Genomic DNA, 19,136 nt, shown 5'->3' with positions numbered 1-19,136 from the left:
GGCGCCGGTGCGCACGGCGCCCTTGTCGGCGATGGAGGCCGGGACGCGGACGCCGGCGCCGGTGCGCACGGCGCCCTTGTCGGCGATGGAGGGCGGGACGCGGACACCCGCGCCGGTGCGCACGGCACCCTTGTCGGCGATGGAGGCCGGGACGCGGACGCCGGCGCCGGTGCGCACGGCACCCTTGTCGGCGACGGAGGCCGGGACGCGGACGCCGGCGCCGGTGCGGACCTTGCGGGCGTCGAGGATGGAGAGGGCCTGGGCCATGGGATCGATCTCCGTTGCTGCAAACGGCCGCCCTGCGCGGCCCGGATGATGCAACTTGCCGTTGAGATCGACGGCGCGGCAAGTAAAAATTCCTACTTGCGATAAGATTTTTACCTGATATTATTAATCAATAGGAACTGAGACCTGTACTTCTTCCGGAGCCGAACTTTAAGAGTCTCAAGATGGACTTGTCCGACGGGAGTTTCATGGGGCGATCACGTCGTTGACGCGCAATTAACGGACGTCCCCGCAACCCCCAGTATCGGCACGGGGGTGGTCGGAAGTCTCGATGGGTACGAGGTTTTTCGCGGAATGAGGCAGAATGCCCAGGCCCGACTGCAACAAATGTGCATGCAATCGCCCGCGGACTCAACCCAGAGTCACGTCGGCGTTTGTTCCGAATCACCAGCCACGTTAAGACTGCGTGATGGCAACGGAAATCGCATCGCCGATCGGTCAGGACAGCAGGCCTGCCGGCGCGACTTCCTTGGCTCCAGAAGGCCTGGGGTCGATGCCGGGCTTCCGGTTGCGCATCACCATGCTCGGCCGGATGGACGTGCGCGCCCTGACGGGCGAGTCGCTGCTCCCCCGCTCGCGCAAGACGCGAGGCGTCCTCGCCGTGCTCGCACTGGAATCGCCGGCCCTGGTGTCGCGTCAGCGGCTCGCCGAGCTTCTCTGGAGCCGGCGGGGAGAGGACCAAGCGCGCGGTTCGCTCCGCCAGGCGCTCCATGAGTTGCAAGAAGCCCTGGGACCCGAGGCGCGCAGCCTGATCATCGCCAATCGCGAAACGGTCGCGCTGAACTCCGAAGGGGTCTGGACCGATGCCCGCGCCCTGCCGGCTTTGGCGCGCGACCGTGCGGAGGCGCTGAACCTCCTTCAGGCCGAGTTGCTGGCCGACCTCGACGGTCTCGACGCGGCCTTCGATGCCTGGCTCGCCGAGCAGCGACGCCGGCTGCGGGATACGGCTCTCGAAGCCGCCGCAGCCCGCCTCGCGGCGACCAGCACGGCCGAGGCGCGCGCCCAGGAAGCTCGGCGGATCCTGGCGATCGACCCGGCGCAGGAGCCAATCTGGCGGATCCTCATCCGCGCCGAAGCCGATCGGGGCGACCGCGGCGCGGCCTTCGCCGCCTGGGAGGAATGCCGCCGCGTCTTCGCGGAGCGATTCCGCGGCGCCCCCTCGCCGGAAACATCCGCGCTGGCCGAATCGCTCCGCGGCGAGGTCGCCAGTTCCCAGCCACCGCCCTTTCGCCGAACCACCGCGCGTGGCGCGCGCCTTGGTGTCCTGCCTTTCAAGGTGCTGGGCGGGGAGGCCGATGCCGAGGTCTCCCTGGGCCTGGCGGGAGAGATCACCGCGGCGCTCGCGCGCTTCCGCTGGCTCGTGCTCGTCGACAGCGCCTCCGTCGCCGCCATCGAGCGCCAGGAACGGGCCGAGGGCGCGCTCGACCTCGACTTCACCCTCTCAGGCACCGTCCAGCGCGCCGGGGAACGCGTGCGCGTGACGCTACGCCTGACCGACCACCGTCCCCCGGAGGCCGTCGTCTGGGCCGAACGGTTCGATCGGGACGCGGGCGACCTCCTTGCCCTCCAGGACGAGATCGCGGCCGAGGTGGTCGCGCGCGTCGACCCGGAGATCCTGCTGATCGAGGCGAACCGTGCGGCGAACAGGGCGGCGAACCGCGCGCCGGTCGACGCCACGGCCTATGACCTGCTGCTGCGCGCAATCCCGGCGATCTACCGGCTCGACCGTCAGTCCTACGAACTTGCCGGGAGCCTGCTCACCGAGGCCACGCGGCTCGAGCCGGACTATGCGCCGGCCTTCGCCTGGCATGCGTATTGGCACCTCTTCCTGGTGGGGCAGGGCTGGTCGAAGAACGACGCCGAGGTCTTCGCCAAGGCGGAGGAGCTCGCCTCCCGCGCCGTCGCGCTTGACCCGTCGGATGCACAGGCGCTCGCCATCCTCGGCCACGTCCGCGCCTTCCTGCACCACAGGGTGGCGGAAGCCGTCTCTCTCTACGAGCGCGCACTCGCGCTCAACCCGAACCTGCCGATGGCGTGGGTCTTCTCCGCCCTCGCCTTGTCCTACCGCGGGGAGCACGAGGAGGCGCTGCGGCGGTGGGAGCGGTATAAGCGGCTCGCGCCGCTGCATCCGCACGCGTTCTTCTTCGATGCCGCGCGGCTCGTCCCGCTGCTGCTGCTGCGGCGCTTCGAGGAGGTCGATGTCGCGGCGCGCCAGGTCACGGCGCTGCATGCCGGCTTCACCTTTCCCTACAAGATCTGGCTGAGCGCCCTTGGCCATCTCGGTCGCCGTCGGGAGGCCGACGAGGTGCGGGCACGGCTCATGGCGATGGAAAAGGATTTCGGGCTGCGCAAGGCGACCGACCGGGCCCCCTTCGAGCCGGAGGTCGACAAGGCGCTCTACATCGAGGGCCTGACCAAGGCCGGCCTCGAATAGGGATCAGGCCGGCACGATCCGGTCCCCCGGGCGGATCGTGCCGCCCTTCAGGATGCGGCAGTTCAGCCCGGAGCGGTGGATCAGCGGCTTGAACACCTTCTTGCCGAGAAGGTCCTCGAGGTACTGGCAGGGCACGTTCAGCCGGCCGCCGACCAGCAGCACGTCGCCGACGCGGAACTCCCGCCCCACGAGATGGTTCAGCGGCACGCCCGCGGTCGTCAGGTTCCGCCGGCTTTCGTGCGGGGCCAGGGAGACGCCGTAGTCGCGCGCGACCGCATCGAGCGCCTCCATCTCGATCAGCGTCACCTGCCGGTCCGCATGCGGCTTGTTGCTGTACGTGCCGCGCGCGGTCGCGTAGCGGTCGCCCTCGATCCCCACCCCCTCGATCAGTCGCGCGGCATCCAGCTCCTCCATCGGCGCCGAGGCCTCGCGCGCGACGTGGATCGCCAGCAGCACGCCCGAGAAGTCATGGCTCATCGCAGCAGCTCCGCCGCGGCGCGGAGCAGCGCCCCGTCCGGGCTCCAGAGGGATTCCAGCACGCGGAAATGATCCGCGCCGGGGATGGGAATGAGCGGCCCGGGCGCCTGCGCCTCGGCCCGGATGCGGTGGAAGGTGCGGGACTGGCGGCGCAGCTCGGGCAGTTCCGCCGCGCCATAGGCCACCGCGACCGGCTTCTGCACCACGGGGCGGCGGATTGGCGAGAGATCGGCGATCTCCTCCGCCGTCAGGCGCAGCTTGTCCTGCAGGTAGGTGTCGCGGATCGGGGCGAGCTCGAAGACGCCCGACATGACGAGTGCGGCCGTCACCGCCGGATGTTCCGCCGCCATCGCCGCCAGATGCCCGCCCGCCGACCAGCCGGAGACGACGATGGGCCCCGAGATGCCATGTGCCGCGCCATGCGCGGCGAGCCAGTCGAGCGCTCGCGTCACCTGCCAGCAGATCGTCGTCAGCGAGGCATCGGGCGCGAGCGTGTAGCCCGGAAGCGCTGCCGACCAGCCCATGGCGAGCGCGCCTTGGGCGAGGATCGCGAAATCCTCCCGCCGGTTGCGCTGCCAGTAGCCGCCATGGATGAAGACCAGGCAGGGCGCGCCGGCATCGCGGCCGGGGAAGAGGTCCCATTTCTCCCGCTCCGCCTCCCCGTAGGGCAGGTCGAGATGCCCCGCATGGGCGGCGCGGAAGGCCGCGGAGGCGGCGTTGCGCGCGGCGATCTGCGCGCCGCTGTCCGCCACCATGTCGGTGTTGTTGTAGGCGTCGTCCCGAGCCTTCTGCAGCCAGGCTGCCCAGCCTTCGGGAAGCGGATAGGGGCTGCTCACGGCGCGATCACGCGCACCGGCGCGCCGGCGTTGAAGCCCTCGATCGCCTCGACGCAGCCTTCGTAGTAGGCGCGGTAGTTCTGCTGCGTGACGTAGCCCAGATGCGGCGTGAGGAAGGTGTTCGGCGCGGCCAGCAGCGGGTGGCCGGACGGCAGGGGTTCGATGTCGAACACATCGATGCCGGCGCCTGCGATGCGCCCTTCCGCCAGCGCCGCGACCAGCGCCGGCTGGTCGATCAGCGGCCCGCGGGAGGTGTTGACGATGAAGGCGGAGCGCTTCATCCGGGCGAGGTCTTCCGCGCCGACGATGCCGCGGGAGCGGTCCGACAGGATCAGGTGCAGCGTCACCACATCGGCCTGCTCGAACAGCGTCGCCTTGTCGACGCGGGTCGCGCCGGTCTCGGCCGCGCGTTCTTCGGTCAGGTTCTGGCTCCAGGCGATGACCTTCATGCCGAAGGCCTGGCCGACCTTCGCCACGCGCCCGCCGAGCTTGCCCAGCCCCACCACGCCGAGCGTCCGCCCCTCGAGCCCCCAGCCCACCGAGGTCTGCCAGAGCCCCTTTCGCAGCGCCGCTTCCTGCCGCGGCAGGTCGCGCATCAGGCCGATGATCAGCCCCCAGGTGATGTCGACCGTGGGGTCGCCGTAGGAGGGCGTGCCGCAGAAGACGATGCCCTTCTCGGCACAGGCCGCCGCGTCGATCGAGCGGTTGCGCGCCGCGGTCGTCACCAGCAGGCGAAGGTTCGGCAGCCGCTCGATCAGCGCGCGCGGGAAGGGGGTGCGTTCGCGCATCGCCAGGATGGCGTCGAAGGGCGAAAGGCGCTGTGCCAGGGCTTCCCGATCGGTCAGCGTGTCGCGGAAGACCGTGACCTCCACGCCCTTCAGCCGGTCCCACGGCCCCATGGACAGGGCCACGCCCTGGTAGTCGTCGAGGATCGCGAGGCGCTTGATGCTCATGGGGTCGCTCCAGTCGTTTCCGCGGGCAGGGTGATGCCGCCGAGTGCCGCGCGGAGCAAGGGCGGCAGGGGCGTGGGCGTCTTCTGCGTCGCCCGGTCGACGTAGACATGGACGAAATGGCCCTCGGCGCTCGCCACCTCCTCCGTGTTGCGGAAGATGCCGATCTCATAGCGGACAGAGGAGTTGCCCGCGCGCCCGCAGCGCAGCCCGCAGGTCACGGTGTCTGGGAAGGCGATGGGCGCGAAGTAGCGGCACTGGGTTTCCACCACGAGCCCGATCACCGGCGCGGTCGGGATGTGCAGGAAGCCGGTGTCGATCAGGAAGCGCGCCACCACCGTGTCGAACCAGGAATAGTAGGTGACGTTGTTGACGTGCCCGTAGACGTCGTTGTCCATCCAGCGCGTCGGGATGGTGAGGAAAAAGCGGTAGTCGGCACGCGTGCCGCGGTCCTTCGCCACGCTCAGCCCCCGAGCGCGCGCGCGACGATCGCCTCGTCCACGCAGGCTTCGAAGGTGGGCGCGCCCTGGATGATGCCTGCGGATCGCATCGCGCGCTGCAACTGGTCGAAGGCGGCGCGCGGGAAATGCGGCGTCGGCGACCACAGCGCCATCGCCTGGTATCGCCCGAGCGCGGTCGCCAACGCCGCGGCGGGCACCTCTGGGAACATCGGCGCGACGGTCGCGGCGATCTCCGCCGGCGGTGCGGTCGCGATCCAGGTCAGCGCCTTCGCCATGGCGCGGATCATCGCCTCGAACTCGGCGGCCCGTTCCGCGATGCGCGCTTCCGTCGCGTAGAAGGCGGTGTAGGCGGAAGGGCCGCGATCGGCGGCGCGGTGCCAGACGGCCGCACCCTTCGCTTCGGCCAGCGCCGCATGGGGCTCGAACAGCTGCGCGGCATCGAGCGTGCCGTCGAGCACCGCCGCCGCGTTCTCCGCCATGGTCCGGTCCGTCACCCGCGTCAGCCCATCCGGGTCGATCCCCGCTGCGCGGAGGTCGTCCTGGAGGCACCACCACGGCGTGGGCACCTCGCTGACGGTGCCGAAGCGCAGCGCGGGCAGGTCGCTTAGCGCGAAGCCCGGGCGCGGCCCGCGGCCGATGATCAGGAAGGGGTCCTTCATCACCACCGCGCAGAAGGACCGCAGCGGGCAGGACGGGTCGCGGTCGCGCAGCAGCATCGGGCGCATCGGCCCCGACCAGGCGATATCGGCCCGGCCGGAGAGCAGATTCTCCGCCGCCTTGTTGGGGTCGCCGGCGGTGTCGCGGCGGACCTCCACGCCCTCGGCCGCGAACAGGCCGCGGGCCTCGGCTATATAGAAGGGCGCGTAGAAGACCGCGCGGAAGGGTTCGTTGAGGATGATGGGCTGCACTTGGGCCTCCGGGATCGGCGCATCCTGGAATGGGCGAGGGCGGCGGGCCAGCCCCGCCGATTCGCCCCTGGCGCGCCCTGGCAAGAACGCGCGATAAGGCCTTGCCCGTGAAGGGGCGCTTCCGCGCGCCCTTCGCCCGCCACACCCGCAACGCTATATCTCGTGGGTGCCGCCACCTTCGGACACAATCCGTATGGTTCCGGCAGCCCGACGATCCCCTGGAGGCCCATGTCCGCCGCGCCCCGGCCCGACACTTCGCCCCGCATCGAGCCGTTCCGCCTGCGCGGGGCGAATTTCAACCTGCTCGTGCTGCGGCTGCTGGATCCGCGGCCCGAGGCCGTGGTGCCGGCGATCGGCGACCAGTTCCGCCGCGCGCCCGGCTTCCTGCGCTTCGCGCCGGTGGTGCTCGGCCTCGGCGACCTCGACATGCCGCCGGGCCAGGTGGATTTCGCCGGGCTGATCGAAGGACTGCGCGGACTCGAGATCGTACCGATCGGCACGACGGGCGGCACGCCGGAGATGCGCAACGCCGCGATGGCCTTCGGGTTGCCGCCGATCCGCAGCGTCGGCGGCAAGGAGAGCGAGGAGGCCCCGCCCATTGCGGCCCCCGCGCCGGCCGCCGCGCCTGAACCCGCGGCCCCGCCCCCGCCGGCGCCCGGCATGGCGCGGCCCACCATGATCGTCGACCAGCCGGTGCGTGCCGGCCAGCGTGTCTGGGCGCAGGGCGGCGACCTGATCGTTACCGGCACCGTGAATGCGGGGGCGGAGGTGATCGCGGACGGCAACATCCATGTCTATGGCGCGCTGCGCGGGCGGGCGATCGCCGGCGGTGGCGACCGCGCGGATGCGCGCATCTTCGCGCAGAATTTCGACCCGGAGCTCATCTCCATCGCCGGCTACTACGCGGTGCGGGAAGGGCTCGGGGGGGCGCCGATCGGCAAGGCGGTGCAGGTACGGCTGACGGGCGAGCGCATGCGCTTCGACCCGATCGGCTGACGCGCCGCGCAGGGGATAACGAGGAGGCAGGGGACATGGCACAGGTCGTCGTCGTCACATCCGGCAAGGGGGGCGTGGGCAAGACCACATCCTCCGCCGCCTTCGCCACCGGCCTGGCGCAGCGGGGCAAGAAGACCGTCGTCATCGACTTCGATGTCGGCTTGCGCAACCTCGACCTCATCATGGGGGTCGAGCGACGCGTGGTGTTCGACATCGTCAACGTCATCAGCGGCGAGGCGCGGCTGAATCAGGCGCTGATCCGCGACAAGCGCGTCGAGACGCTCTCGATCCTTCCCGCCAGCCAGACGCGGGACAAGGATGCGCTGACGAAGGAAGGCGTGCAGGGCATCATCGAGGAGCTGTCGAAGGATTTCGACTACATCCTCTGCGACAGCCCCGCCGGCATCGAGAAGGGCGCGCTGCTCGCGCTGTACTTCGCCGACCAGGCGATCGTCGTGACCAACCCCGAGGTCTCCAGTGTTCGGGATTCCGACCGCATCCTCGGCGTCCTGCAGTCGCGCTCGAAGCGGGCCGAGGAAAAGCGCGAGCCGGTGAAGGAGCATCTGCTCGTCACCCGCTTCGACCCGGTGCGCGTCGAGCGCGGGGAGATGCTGAAGCTCGAGGACATCCGCGAGATCCTCTCGATCCCGCTGCTCGGCGTGATTCCCGAGAGCGAGAGCGTGCTCAAGGCCTCCAACACCGGCACGCCGGTGATCATGGATGGGGAAAGCACGGCCGGGCAGGCCTATGCCGACGCCGTGTCCCGCTTCCTCGGCGAGGAGAAGCCGCATCGCTTCATCGAGGCTGAGAAGAAGGGCATCTTCAAGCGCCTGTTCGGCGGGAGGGCCGCGTGATGAGCTGGCTCGACTTCTTCCGCGGCCAGCGCAAGCCCGACAGCAGCGCCTCCGCCGCCAAGGAACGCCTGCAGATCGTGCTGGCGCATGAGCGCATCGGCCGCAACCGTGAGGACTTCCTGCCGAAGCTGCAGCAGGAACTCGTCGCGGTGGTGGCACGTTACGTCGCGATCGATCCGGGCAAGGTGAACGTCAATCTCGACCGCGGCGGGGATATGTCCACGCTGGCGATCGAGATCGAGCTGCCCGCGCCCGCGGCGATGCGCATGGCGGCCGGGGCGCGCTGAGCCGGTTCAGGCCAGCGCCGCCTCGGTGATCTCCTCGGCCACCAGCCCGGCATAGCCGGGCGTGCGGGAAATGGCGCCGGCGGACAGCATGGCGCCTTCCAGCCGCGCCAGCGCCTCGGGCGGGAAGCGGGGCGTCTTCGTCCAGACGCCGAGGGCGCGATAGCGGGCAATGGCGTGCGCCGCGACATCCTCGTCAAGCGCGTCGAAGTACGGCGCGATGGTCGCGGCGATTTCCTCGGGCGATGCGTTGGCGAACCAGGCGAGCGTCGCGGCGAGCCCCCGCACCATGGCCATGCAGGCTTCACGCTTCGCCGCGATCACGTCCGTGCGGCCGTAGAAGGCGGTGTAGGAGGTCGGCCCCCGGCTCGCCTGCGCGTACCAGACATGGCCGGTGCCGGCGCGTTCCATCGCGGTCGCCAGCGGTTCAAAGATCTGCGCGACATCGAGCGTCCCGTCGGCGACCGCCTGAGCATTTTCAGCCATCGTCCGGTCCGTCACGCGGCGCACCGCATCGGGGTCGAGACCCGCGCGGCGGATGTCGTCCTGCAGCGTCCACCAGGGCGTGGGCACCTCGCTGACCGACCCGAGCGTGAGCGTCGCGAGGTCGGTCAGGCGGAAGCCCGGCCGCGCCGCGCGGCCAACCAGGAAGAAGGGATCGCCCATCACCACCGCGCCGAACAGGCGGAGCGGGCAGGCGGGGTCCTTGTCATGCGCGAGCAGCAGCCGCATCGGCCCGCCCCAGGCGAGGTCGGCGCGTCCTTCCAGCACGGCATCCGTCTGCAGCGAGGGGCCGGGGCTGTCGATGAAGCGGACCTCCACGCCCTCGCGCGCATAGGCGCCGCGTGCGAGCGCCGCATAGAAGGGCGCGTAGAACAGGCCGCGGAACGGCTCCTGCAGGCTCAACTGGTGCATCGCTTCCCCCGGGGCTGGTGTCCCGCCCAGGGTGGCGTAACCTGATGCGGTCGCCAACCGTCCGGGAGACATCCATGCTGAACCGACGCGCGCTGCTCGCTGCGCCCGCTGCCGCCCTTGCCACGCCAGCGCTCGCGCAGGACCGCTTTCCGAGCAGGTCGATCCGCCTTGTCATCCCGGTCGGCGTCGGCGGCGTGACGGACATCGTCGGGCGCATCATGGCCGAGGCGCTGAGCCCCATCCTTGGCCAGCCGGTGGTGCCGGAGAACGTGGTCGGCGCCGGCAGCGCGGTCGGTGCCGCGGCCTTCCAGCGCCTTCCGGCCGATGGCTACGCGATCTTCATCGGCACGATCAACCACGCGCTGATGCGCGCCATGAATCCCGAATTCCCGCATGACCCGGTCGGCGACTTCCGGCCCCTGGCGCTGGTGTCGCGGCAGCCCTTCCTGCTCGCTGTCCATCCTTCCGTCCCCGCGCGGGATGTGACGGAACTGATGGGCTGGCTGCGCCAGCGCGGCGATGCGGTGAATTTCGGTTCGACCAATCCGGGGGCCGCGAACCACCTGGCCGGCGAGCTGCTGAAGCAGATGACGGGCGTGACCTACACCATCGTGCCCTACCGGACCGCGGCGCTGGCGGTGCAGGACCTCGTCGCGGGCCGCGTGCAGCTCACCATCGACAGCCCGTCGATGCTCGCGCCCCTGGTGCAGGACGGCCGGGTGCGCGGGCTTGCGGTCTCCTCCCGCGATCCCTCGCCGCTCGTGCCGGGCGTGCCGAGCATGGCGCAGGCCGGCGTGCCCGGCTACGACCTCACGGTCTGGCAGGTGCTATTTGCGCGGCCGGGCACGCCGGAGCCGGTACTCGCGACGTTGCAGGCCGCGGCGGCGCGCGCGCTCGCTGATCCTGCCGTGCAGGAACGGCTGCGGCGATCGGGCGTCGACACCTGGCCCGACAGTTCGGCCGAGGCGGCGGCGCGCCTGGTGCGGGACGAGGTGGCGCGCTGGGCGCCGGTTGGCGCGCGTATCCGGACGGGCGGCTGAGCCATGGCCTATGAGGGCATCCGGACGCATCGCCCGCTGATCATGGGCCGCCGCGGCGCGGTCGCCAGCAACCATCCGGTCGCGACGCAGGCCGGGCTCGACGTGCTGCGCGCGGGCGGATCCGCGGCCGATGCCGCGGTCTCGATCTCCCTGACGCTCGGCGTGGTCGAACCGCACATGTCCGGACTTGGCGGGGATGGCTTCTACCATCATTGGTCGGCGAAGTCCGGCCGCGCCGAGACCTATGCCGGCACCGGGCAGGCGCCGGCGGCGGCGACCATCGCGCATTACCGCGCGGCGGGCGGCATCCCGAACCACGGCGCGCCCTCGGTACAGACGCCGGGCAAGGTGGCGGGCCTCGCGGCGCTGCATGCGGCGCATGGATCGCGCCCCTGGGGTGCGCTGTTCGGCGCGGCGATCGAGGCGGCGCGGGACGGTTTCGCCGCCACGCATGCGCTGCGCCACTTCATCGGCGAGAACCGCGCGCGGCTCGACCCCGATGCGACGAGCCGGGCGATCTACCTGCCGGACGGCGCGGTGCCTCCGGTGGGGACCGTCATGGCGCAGCCGGCGCTGGCCGCGACCCTGCAGCGGCTTGCCGCAACGGGGCCGCGGGACTTCTACGACGGCGCGTTGTCGCGTGATCTCGCGGCGGACCTCGCGGATGCGGGGACGCTGGTCACGGCCGGCGACCTCGCCGCGGTCACGGCACGGGAGGCAGCGCCCGTCGCCATTGCCTGGCGCGGCTTCGAGGTGCGGCAGACGCCCGCGCCGTCGATGGGCTTCGCGATGCTGCAGATGCTGCGCATCGTCGAGCAGGACGACCTCGCCGCGCTCGGCTGGGGCAGCGAGGCGCTGGTGCACCTGATGGTGGAGGCGAAGAAGCGCGCCTTCCTCGACCGCGAGGCGGAGGCCGGGCGGGACGTACCCGACACTGCGAGCCTGCTGTCGGACGCCGCCGCCGCGGCGCATCGCGCGGCGATCGGCGCGCGTGCAGCGCGCCTGCCGGTCCGCGCCTTGGCGGAGGCGGACACCACCTATTTCTGCGTGATGGATGCGGAGGGCAACGCCGTCTCCGCCATCCAGTCGATCAATTCCGCCTTCGGATCCGGCATCACTGGCGCGCGCACGGGCATCCTGCTGAACAACCGCATGTCCTACTGGCATTTGGAGGAAGGGCACGCGAATGCGCTCGCGCCCGGGCGGCGCGTACGCCACACAATGAATGCGCCGATGGTCATGAAGGACGGCCGGCCCTGGCTGGTGTTCGGCACGCCGGGCGCCGACAACCAGGTGCAGGTGAACTTCCAGGTGCTGGTCGCCTGTGCCGTGTTCGGGATGGATCCGCAGCAGGCGCTGGAGGCGCCGCGCTGGACCTCCTCCCAGCCCGGGCAGGAGAGCAACCACCCGCATGGCGGCGGCGACGTCCTGACGGTCGAGCGCGGCCTGGGCGAGGCGACCATCGCGGGCCTGCGCCAGCGCGGGCACGAGGTGAAGGTCGTCGCCGACCTGGAAGGCGCATGCAGCGTCGAGGCGATCCGCCTGCTGCCGAACGGCGTGCGCATGGCGGCCTCCGACCCGCGTCGCGACGGCTGGGCAGGCGCATGGTGAGGCGGGGCTTGCCGGGGCGCGCCCCGCCTGCCTAGGCTTCCGACGGGATGCTTCGCTTCATTCTGAGACGCTTCACGGTCGCGGTGCTCGTCGCCCTCACGGTGCTGACGCTCGCCTTCCTGCTCACGCGCCTGTCGGGCGACCTCGCCATCTCGATTGCCGGCCCGAACGCGACGGCCGCGGATGTCGAGACGATCCGGCAGGTCTATGGGCTGAACCGGCCGCTCGTCGTGCAGTATTTCGACTGGCTTGGCCGCGCGGTGCAGGGCGATTTCGGCGAGAGCTTCTTCTTCCGCGACCGTGTCGCGAACCTGATCGCGAGCCGGATGGGTGTCACGATCACGCTCGGGCTGGTGGGGTTGGCCATCGCGCTGGTGGTGTCCCTGCCGCTCGGCATCCTCGCCGCGGTGCGGGAAGGGAGCTGGGTGGATCGCGCCGTCTCGCTCGTCGCGCTGGTCGGGCAGGCCATGCCGTCCTTCTGGCTCGGCCTGGTGCTGATGATCACCTTCGGGCTGAACCTCGGCTGGCTGCCCATCTCGGGCACCGGGTCCTGGGAGCATTACGTCATGCCGGGCGTCGTGCTGGCTTTCTCGGCCATCCCCTCGCTGACCCGCCTGACGCGGTCGGGGATGATCGAGGCGCTGTCGTCGGACTATATCCGCACGGCGCGGGCGAAGGGGCTGTCGCGCCTGTCCATCCTGGTCAAGCACGGCTTCCGCAACGCGGCGATCCCGGTCGTGTCCATCGCGGCCGTGCAACTGGGCTTCATGCTGGGCGGGTCGATCGTCATCGAGACGGTCTTCGCGCTGCACGGCATCGGGTATCTCGCCTGGGAGAGCATCAGCAAGAACGACTTCCCCGTCGTGCAGGCGGTCGTGCTGGTGCTGGCGCTCATTTACATCGCGCTGACGCTGCTGGCGGACCTGCTGAACGCCGTGCTCGACCCGCGGCTGCGCACTTCATGAGTGGGGCGGCCCTTCCCGCCGGCCGGGGTGCGGCGCTGCTGCGCAACCCGGGCTTCGTGGTCGGCGCCGCGATCGTCGGGCTGGCCGCGGTGCTCGCGCTGTTCGCGCCCTGGATCGTGCCCTACGACCCCTTCGCCATCGACCTGGAGCGGCGCCTGGTGCCGCCCTCCTTCATGGAAGGGGGCAGCACGCGCAACCTGCTGGGGACCGACCAGCTGGGGCGGGACTACCTGTCGCGACTGATCTACGGCGCGCGCATCTCCATGCTGATCGGCGTGCTGACCGTCATCACCTCCGGCATCATCGGCACGACGCTCGGCGTGCTGGGCGGCTTCTATGGCGGGCGGGTGGATGACGCGGTGATGTTCGCGATCACCACGCGGCTGTCCATCCCGGCCGTGCTCGTGGCACTGGCCGTCGCGGCGCTGCGTGGTTCATCGCTGATGCTCGTGGTACTGGTGCTGGGGCTGCTGCTGTGGGACCGCTTCGCCGTCGTGGCGCGATCGACCACCATGCAGATCCGCAACCTCGACTATGTCGCGGCGGCGTGGTGTGCGGGCGTCTCCCGCTGGTGGGTGCTGACGCGGGAGGTGCTGCCGAACATCGCGACGCATCTCGCCGTTGTCGCGACGCTCGAGATGGCGCTCGCCATCCTGCTCGAAGCCGCCCTGTCCTTCCTCGGCCTCGGCGTGCCGGCGCCGCTGCCCTCCTGGGGGCTGATGATCAGCGAGGCGAAGGACTACATGTTCTTCACGCCCTGGGTCATCGTGATCCCTGGTCTTGCCCTCTTCGTCCTCGTGCTCGGCGTGAACCTGCTGGGCGATGCGCTGCGCGACATGATGGGCACGGACCTGTCCCGATGAGCGCGCTGCTCGAGGTGCAGGACCTGCGCGTGACGATCGGCAGCACAGCCGCAGTGCGCGGCGCCTCGCTCGCCGTCAACAAGGGCGAGACGCATTGCCTGGTGGGTGAGAGCGGCTGCGGCAAATCCATCACCGCGCTGTCCGTCATGGGCCTGCTGCCGCGCGGCGCGAAGCGGGAGACGACGGCGCTGCGCTTCGCGGGGGAGGAGATCGGCCACTTCGGCGAGCGCGAGATGTCCCGCCTGCGCGGCGACCGCATGGCGATGATCTTCCAGGAGCCGATGACGAGCCTGAACCCGGCCTATACGGTCGGTTCCCAGATGACCGAGGTGCTGCGCCGCCATCGCGGCACGCCGCGCGCGCAGGCGGTGGATCGCGCGGCGGAACTTCTCGCCCGCGTCGGCATCACCGCGCCGGGGCTCAGGCTCGGCCAGTATCCGCACCAGCTGTCGGGTGGGCTGCGCCAGCGCGTCATGATCGCCATGGCGCTGATGTGCGACCCGGAACTGCTGATTGCGGACGAACCCACGACCGCGCTCGACGTCACGGTGCAGGCGCAGATCCTGCGGCTGCTCGCGACGTTGCAGAAGGATCTCGGCCTGGGGATCCTTCTCATCACCCATGACCTGGGCATCGTCGCGCGCGTCGCCGACCGCGTTTCCGTCATGTATGCGGGGGAAGTGGTGGAGAGCGCGCCGACCGCGACTTTGTTCGCGGCGCCGGAGCATCCCTACACGCGCGGCCTGCTGTCCTGTGTGCCGGTGCCGGGCAAGGTGAAGCGGGACGAACCGCTGGGCAGCATCCCGGGCGTCGTGCCGCGCATGCGGCCCGGCTTCACGGGCTGCGGCTTCCGCGACCGCTGCGGCCAGGCGAGCCCCGCCTGCGAGGGCACGCTCCCGCGCCAGCAGGCCGGCCCTGACCACGAGCTGCTCTGCACGCTGGCCCCTGGCTGGCATGGGCGGAACGCGGCATGAGCGGCGCGGCGGCGATCGAGGTGCGCGGCCTGCGGCGCGAATTCCGCGTGCGCCAGGGGATGTTCGCTGCACCCAAGCGCGTCATCGCGGTCGATGACGTTTCCTTCTCGGTGCCTGCGGGCAGCGTGCTCGGCGTCGTCGGCGAAAGCGGCTGCGGCAAGTCGACGCTGGCGCGCCTCATCCTCGGCCTGCTGGAGCCGAGCGCGGGTGATGTGCTGGTGGATGGGCAGCGCCTTGGCGGGATGGACAGGCGCGCGCGGGCACGGCTGATCCAGCCGGTGTTCCAGGACCCCTTCGCCTCGCTCAATCCGAAGCGGCGCGTGCGCGACATCGTTGCCATGCCGCTGATCGCGCAGGGCACCATCGGCACGGCGGAGATCGCACGCCGCGTGGCGGAGGCGCTGGAGCGCGTCGGCCTGTCGCCGGACCAGGGCGGTCGCTTCCCGGCGCAGTTGTCCGGCGGGCAGCGGCAGCGCGTGGCGATCGCCCGCGCGCTCGTGCTGCGCCCGCGCATCGTGGTGTGCGACGAGCCGACCAGCGCGCTCGATGTCTCGGTGCAGGCGCAGATCCTGAACCTGCTGGCGGAGCTGCGGCGCGACCTCGGCCTCACATACCTGTTCATCAGCCACAACCTCGCGGTGGTCGAGCATATCGCGAGCGAGGTGGCCGTGATGTATCTCGGCCGGATCGTGGAGCGGGCGGAGAGCGAGCGGCTCTTCGCCGCCCCTCGTCACCCCTATACCCGCGCGCTGCTGGCTTCGGTGCTGACGCCGGAGCCGGGGCTCGGAGTGCCGGATGTGGGGCTCGGCGACATCATGCCGGACCCGGCGAACATCCCGCCTGGCTGCCGCTTCCATCCGCGCTGCCCCGTCGCGGTGGCGAAATGCTCGACGGAAACGCCGAGGCCCGCGAGCGATGCCGCGGGCCTCGTGGAATGCCACCTGGCCTGATGCCCGGGGCACAAAGGCTTGGCCGTTGTGCGGAGGGCATCGCGCGCGGGGCTGGTGGGGCGGCCGCGCGCCAAACCCGAGTCTGAAGGCCGACCACGCATGGGTTCATCCCTTGCGCGGTCGGCCTGAAGGCTACTTCCACTTCGCGAGGTAAAAGCGCGGCAGCTCGTCGGGGAATGCCTTGAACTCCAGCTGGCGCTGGAAGGCATAGGTGTTGACGTAGGTGTGCAGCGGCACCCAGTAGGCCTGTTCGGTGATGCGCCGGATCGCGGCATCGTAGGCGCGCTTGCGGGCCTCCGCATCGGCCGTCGAACCGCCTTCCACCAGCATGCGCTGCAATTCGGGATCGCGGGCGTAGTCGTCGTTGCCGCCATCGAAGAAGTTGGGCAGCAGGGCCGAGACGTCGTTGACCGAGTAGGAGCCCCAGGAGCCCATCGACATCGCCAGTTCCCCGCGCCAGGCGCGCTGGATCTGGGCGGCCACCTGCATCAGGTTCAGGCGGGCGCGGATGCCGACGGCCTGGAGGTAGGACTGCACCGCCTCCGACCACTGCCGCGGCTGCACGTAGGAGGTGAGCTCGATCTCGAAGCCGTTCGGGAAGCCCGCTTCGGCGAGCAACTGCCGCGCCTTCGCCGGGTTGAAGTCGTAGCGCACCGCGGCATCCGCGTTGCAACCGAACTGCGATGGGTAGCAGGGCGCGATCGGCACGCGGGACCCGCCGCGCACAAGGCGGTCCGCCATCGCTTGCCGGTCGATCGCGTGCCAGACCGCCTGGCGTACCTTCAGGTTCGTCATCGGGTTGCCGGCGCCGCTGCGTCCCGCGGCATCGAGCGAGAGATAGCCGATGCGCATCGATTCCTGCTGAAGCGCCTGCAGGAAGGGCAGGCGGTTCACGTTGTCGATCTGGTCCGGGTTCATGTTCCAGATCCAGTCGACGCGCTGGGCGAGCAGCTCCGTCAATTCTGTTGCCGCATCCGTCACGAAGCGCGCGGTGATGCGCCGGATCGCCGGCCGCCCCTTCGGGCCGCCCTGGTAGTAGCCGTCGAAGCGCTCATACTCGACGATGGAGGCAACATCGACGCGCGTGACGCGATAGGGCCCGGTGCCCACCGGCGCGCGCGCGAAGCCGTCGGCGCCGACACGCTCGCGATAAGCCTGCGGCCAGATCGGCGTCACCAGCGCGAGGTATTCGAGTGCTGCCGGCGTCGGCCGCTTGAGATGCAGGCGCACGGTATGCGTGCCGGTCTTCTCCGCCCTGTCCATCCAGGCGTAGTTGGACGGTGTCGCGACGCGTGCCTCGGGCTTGGAGACGGTGTTGACCGTGTAGACCACGTCATCCGCCGTGAAGTCGCTGCCGTCATGAAACTTCACGCCCTGGCGCAGGGTGAAGTCGAGGGTCGTGGTGTCGACCCAGTTCCACGCCGTGGCGAGGGCGGGCACGATCTCGAAATTCTCGGGGTTGCGGTGCACCAGCCCGTCCATGAACTGGTGGCCGAGGATCAGACCGGTGCGCTGGCTGTTGTAGTAGGGGTCGATGTTCGGCACCGCGTCGCGGAAGACGATGCGCAGCGTGTCCTGCGCGCGCTGCGCCTGCGCCTGACCACCGATCAGCGCCGGCAGGGCGAGGCCGCCCACCGCCGCGATGCCCCTGCCGAGGTCCCGTCGCCTGATCGTCATGACCCTGTTCTCCCTGATGATGGGGAAGCCTAGGGAAGGTGGGGCCCGCGCGGCAAGCCCGCGCCGCTTGCGCGCCGAGCGGCCTGACGGTCAAATCCACCGGCGGGAGGAGATCGTCCGATGCGCACGCAGGTTGGCATCGTCGGCGCCGGGCCGGCCGGGCTGCTGCTCGCGCAGATGCTCGCACAGCGCGGGATCGACAGCGTGGTCCTCGAAGCCCGCTCTCGCGAGCATGTCGAAGGCCGCATCCGCGCCGGCCTGCTCGAACAGGGCTCGGTCGACACACTGGCGGAAGCCGGCGTCGCCGAAAGGCTGCGCCGGGAGGGGCTGGTCCATCACGGCCTCGCACTGCGCTTCGCGGGGAGGGAGACGCGGATCGACCTTTCTGGCCTCACCGGCGGCAAGGTCGTGACCATCTACGGCCAGCAGGAAGCGGTGAAGGACATGATCGCCGCACGGCTCGCCGCCGGCTTGCCCCTGTTGTTCGAGTGCGCCGAGGTCGCGGTGCACGATATCGCCAGGAAGCGCCCGCGCATCACCTTCGTGGAGGATGGCGTGGCGCGGGAGGTCGCCTGCGACGTGATCGCCGGCTGTGACGGATTCCATGGCATCTGCCGCGCCGCGATCCCGCCGGCCGACCTCACGCTGTTCGACCGGGTCTATCCCTTCGCCTGGCTCGGCATCCTCTCCCGTTCCCGCCCGATGTCGGAGGAGCTGATCTACGCCCGGCATGCCGATGGCTTCGCGCTGGCGACGATGCGCAGCCACAGCGTCAGCCGGCTCTATCTGCAATGCGCGCCGGACGAGGATGTTTCGACGTGGTCCGACGACCGGATCTGGGATGGGCTGCGGCGGCGGTTGGGCGCGGCGGGGGGGGAACTGGAGGAAGGCCCGATCCTGCAGAAGGGCGTCACCGCGATGCGGTCCTTCGTCGCGGAACCGATGCGGCACGGGCGGTTGTTCCTCGCCGGCGACGCGGCGCACATCGTCCCACCCACGGGGGCCAAGGGCATGAACCTCGCCGTCGCGGATGTGCGCGTGCTGGTCCGCGCGCTGGAGGCCTTCTTCGCGGGGAAGGGGGAGGCGCTGATGGACGCCTATTCAGCCACCTGCCTCGACCGCGTCTGGAAGGTGCAGCGCTTCTCCTGGTGGATGACGCAGCTGCTGCACCGCTACGATGCCGACGACGCCTTCGACGCGCGGATGCGCCTCGCCGAGCTCGACTACCTCGCCGGGTCGGTGGCGGCGCGCACGACGCTTGCCGAGAACTATGTCGGGCTGCCCTACGCGGCCTGAGCGGCGAGGATCGCCTCCACCACCTCCTGCACCTCCAGCGCCTCCCGCAGCGTGGCGAGGTGATGCGTCTCCCCCCGCGTCATGGCGGCGACGCCCTCGAGCTGCCGTTGCAGGACCATCGGGCGCATGCGCTCATTCGGCAGCGCGTCCGATGCCGCGGCCCATGTTCCATCGGCGGCACGGCGCTCGGCGAAGGACCAGTCGCGCAGGCGGATCGCGCCGGCGGGGCCTTCCAGCGTCCAGGCATTGTGGTCGTCGGCAAGCGTGAAGCCGACGCCGCCGGCGAGCGCGACCGGCACGCCGCCCGCCGTCAGCCGCGCGGCGATCGCCGTCTCGGCGCGGCCCGGCGCGTCGAAGCGG

The 19,136-nt window shown here is 70.6% G+C and carries 19 protein-coding genes and 1 pseudogene; 11 read left to right on the top strand and 9 right to left on the bottom strand.

Annotated features, from left to right (window positions below):
• Positions 1-267 (bottom strand): hypothetical protein (locus HW577_RS07915; protein ID WP_198375597.1); only part of this gene is annotated, 267 nt, incomplete at its 3' end.
• Between the two features lie 511 nt (positions 268-778).
• Here HW577_RS07915 and HW577_RS07910 point away from each other — a divergent pair.
• The gene (locus tag HW577_RS07910) at positions 779-2,719 is read left to right on the top strand and encodes a BTAD domain-containing putative transcriptional regulator (protein ID WP_198375596.1); all 1,941 of its coding nucleotides are present in this window, start codon (positions 779-781) and stop codon (positions 2,717-2,719) included.
• Positions 2,720-2,722: 3 nt separating this feature from the next.
• On the opposite strand, the gene HW577_RS07905 is transcribed toward HW577_RS07910, so the two are convergent.
• Genes HW577_RS07905 through HW577_RS07885 form a run of 5 tightly spaced genes read right to left on the bottom strand, consistent with a single transcriptional unit; the run spans position 2,723 to position 6,351 of the window.
• Positions 2,723-3,196, bottom strand: a complete 474-nt coding sequence (locus HW577_RS07905; protein WP_198375595.1) for an MOSC domain-containing protein — start codon at positions 3,194-3,196, stop codon at positions 2,723-2,725.
• The gene (locus HW577_RS07900) at positions 3,193-4,032 is read right to left on the bottom strand and encodes an alpha/beta hydrolase (protein ID WP_332837538.1); all 840 of its coding nucleotides are present in this window, start codon (positions 4,030-4,032) and stop codon (positions 3,193-3,195) included. The genes HW577_RS07905 and HW577_RS07900 overlap by 4 nt, the downstream gene beginning before the upstream one ends.
• Positions 4,029-4,985, bottom strand: a complete 957-nt coding sequence (locus HW577_RS07895; protein WP_232474764.1) for a D-2-hydroxyacid dehydrogenase family protein — start codon at positions 4,983-4,985, stop codon at positions 4,029-4,031. Before HW577_RS07895 ends, HW577_RS07900 begins: the two co-directional genes overlap by 4 nt.
• Entirely contained in the window at positions 4,982-5,443 is a 462-nt protein-coding gene (locus HW577_RS07890; protein ID WP_198375594.1) for an acyl-CoA thioesterase, read from the bottom strand. The genes HW577_RS07895 and HW577_RS07890 overlap by 4 nt, the downstream gene beginning before the upstream one ends.
• Before the next feature lie 2 nt (positions 5,444-5,445).
• Positions 5,446-6,351 (bottom strand): ABC transporter substrate-binding protein, encoded by a 906-nt coding sequence (locus HW577_RS07885; RefSeq protein WP_198375593.1) that lies wholly within the window; start codon positions 6,349-6,351, stop codon positions 5,446-5,448.
• A 228-nt stretch (positions 6,352-6,579) separates the two neighbouring features.
• Here HW577_RS07885 and minC point away from each other — a divergent pair, with 228 nt between their 5' ends.
• Genes minC through minE form a run of 3 tightly spaced genes read left to right on the top strand, consistent with a single transcriptional unit; the run spans position 6,580 to position 8,488 of the window.
• Positions 6,580-7,347: a septum site-determining protein MinC gene (minC, locus tag HW577_RS07880; RefSeq protein WP_198375592.1), complete on the top strand. Its 768-nt coding sequence runs from the start codon at positions 6,580-6,582 to the stop codon at positions 7,345-7,347.
• Between the two features lie 35 nt (positions 7,348-7,382).
• Entirely contained in the window at positions 7,383-8,201 is an 819-nt protein-coding gene (gene minD / locus HW577_RS07875) for a septum site-determining protein MinD (protein WP_198375591.1), read from the top strand.
• Positions 8,201-8,488 (top strand): cell division topological specificity factor MinE, encoded by a 288-nt coding sequence (gene minE, locus HW577_RS07870; protein WP_198375590.1) that lies wholly within the window; start codon positions 8,201-8,203, stop codon positions 8,486-8,488. The genes minD and minE overlap by 1 nt, the downstream gene beginning before the upstream one ends.
• Before the next feature lie 6 nt (positions 8,489-8,494).
• On the opposite strand, the gene HW577_RS07865 is transcribed toward minE, so the two are convergent.
• Positions 8,495-9,391, bottom strand: a complete 897-nt coding sequence (locus HW577_RS07865; RefSeq protein WP_198375589.1) for an ABC transporter substrate-binding protein — start codon at positions 9,389-9,391, stop codon at positions 8,495-8,497.
• Positions 9,392-9,474: 83 nt separating this feature from the next.
• Between HW577_RS07865 and HW577_RS07860 the strand changes: the two genes are divergently transcribed.
• The 6 genes from HW577_RS07860 to HW577_RS07835 are packed head-to-tail and all read left to right on the top strand — an operon-like array spanning position 9,475 to position 15,803.
• Positions 9,475-10,440: a Bug family tripartite tricarboxylate transporter substrate binding protein gene (locus tag HW577_RS07860; protein WP_198375588.1), complete on the top strand. Its 966-nt coding sequence runs from the start codon at positions 9,475-9,477 to the stop codon at positions 10,438-10,440.
• A gap of 3 nt (positions 10,441-10,443) precedes the next feature.
• Positions 10,444-12,051, top strand: coding sequence for a gamma-glutamyltransferase family protein (locus HW577_RS07855; RefSeq protein WP_198375587.1), 1,608 nt, complete (start codon positions 10,444-10,446; stop codon positions 12,049-12,051).
• A 47-nt stretch (positions 12,052-12,098) separates the two neighbouring features.
• On the top strand, positions 12,099-13,016 hold the full coding sequence (locus tag HW577_RS07850; RefSeq protein ID WP_198375586.1) for an ABC transporter permease: 918 nt from the start codon (positions 12,099-12,101) through the stop codon (positions 13,014-13,016).
• Positions 13,013-13,879, top strand: a complete 867-nt coding sequence (locus tag HW577_RS07845) for an ABC transporter permease (protein ID WP_198375585.1) — start codon at positions 13,013-13,015, stop codon at positions 13,877-13,879. The genes HW577_RS07850 and HW577_RS07845 overlap by 4 nt, the downstream gene beginning before the upstream one ends.
• On the top strand, positions 13,876-14,853 hold the full coding sequence (locus tag HW577_RS07840) for an ABC transporter ATP-binding protein (RefSeq protein ID WP_198375584.1): 978 nt from the start codon (positions 13,876-13,878) through the stop codon (positions 14,851-14,853). Before HW577_RS07845 ends, HW577_RS07840 begins: the two co-directional genes overlap by 4 nt.
• On the top strand, positions 14,850-15,803 hold the full coding sequence (locus HW577_RS07835) for an ABC transporter ATP-binding protein (protein WP_198375583.1): 954 nt from the start codon (positions 14,850-14,852) through the stop codon (positions 15,801-15,803). The genes HW577_RS07840 and HW577_RS07835 overlap by 4 nt, the downstream gene beginning before the upstream one ends.
• A gap of 132 nt (positions 15,804-15,935) precedes the next feature.
• Here the strand turns inward: HW577_RS07835 and HW577_RS07830 are convergent, their stop codons facing one another.
• Positions 15,936-17,480: an ABC transporter substrate-binding protein gene (locus tag HW577_RS07830; protein ID WP_198375582.1), complete on the bottom strand. Its 1,545-nt coding sequence runs from the start codon at positions 17,478-17,480 to the stop codon at positions 15,936-15,938.
• Positions 17,481-17,600: 120 nt separating this feature from the next.
• Between HW577_RS07830 and pobA the strand changes: the two genes are divergently transcribed.
• On the top strand, positions 17,601-18,776 hold the full coding sequence (gene pobA / locus HW577_RS07825; RefSeq protein WP_198375581.1) for a 4-hydroxybenzoate 3-monooxygenase: 1,176 nt from the start codon (positions 17,601-17,603) through the stop codon (positions 18,774-18,776).
• On the opposite strand, the pseudogene HW577_RS07820 reads toward pobA, so the two are convergent.
• Positions 18,764-19,136: pseudogene (locus tag HW577_RS07820) on the bottom strand (Gfo/Idh/MocA family protein); the annotation flags it as partial. The gene pobA and the pseudogene HW577_RS07820 sit on opposite strands and share 13 nt — an antisense overlap.

It is taken from the genome of Neoroseomonas rubea (genome assembly GCF_016106015.1).
In the GTDB taxonomy this organism is placed as follows: Bacteria; Pseudomonadota; Alphaproteobacteria; order Acetobacterales; family Acetobacteraceae; genus Neoroseomonas; species Neoroseomonas rubea.
This window is presented reverse-complemented; position numbering and strand designations above follow the sequence as displayed.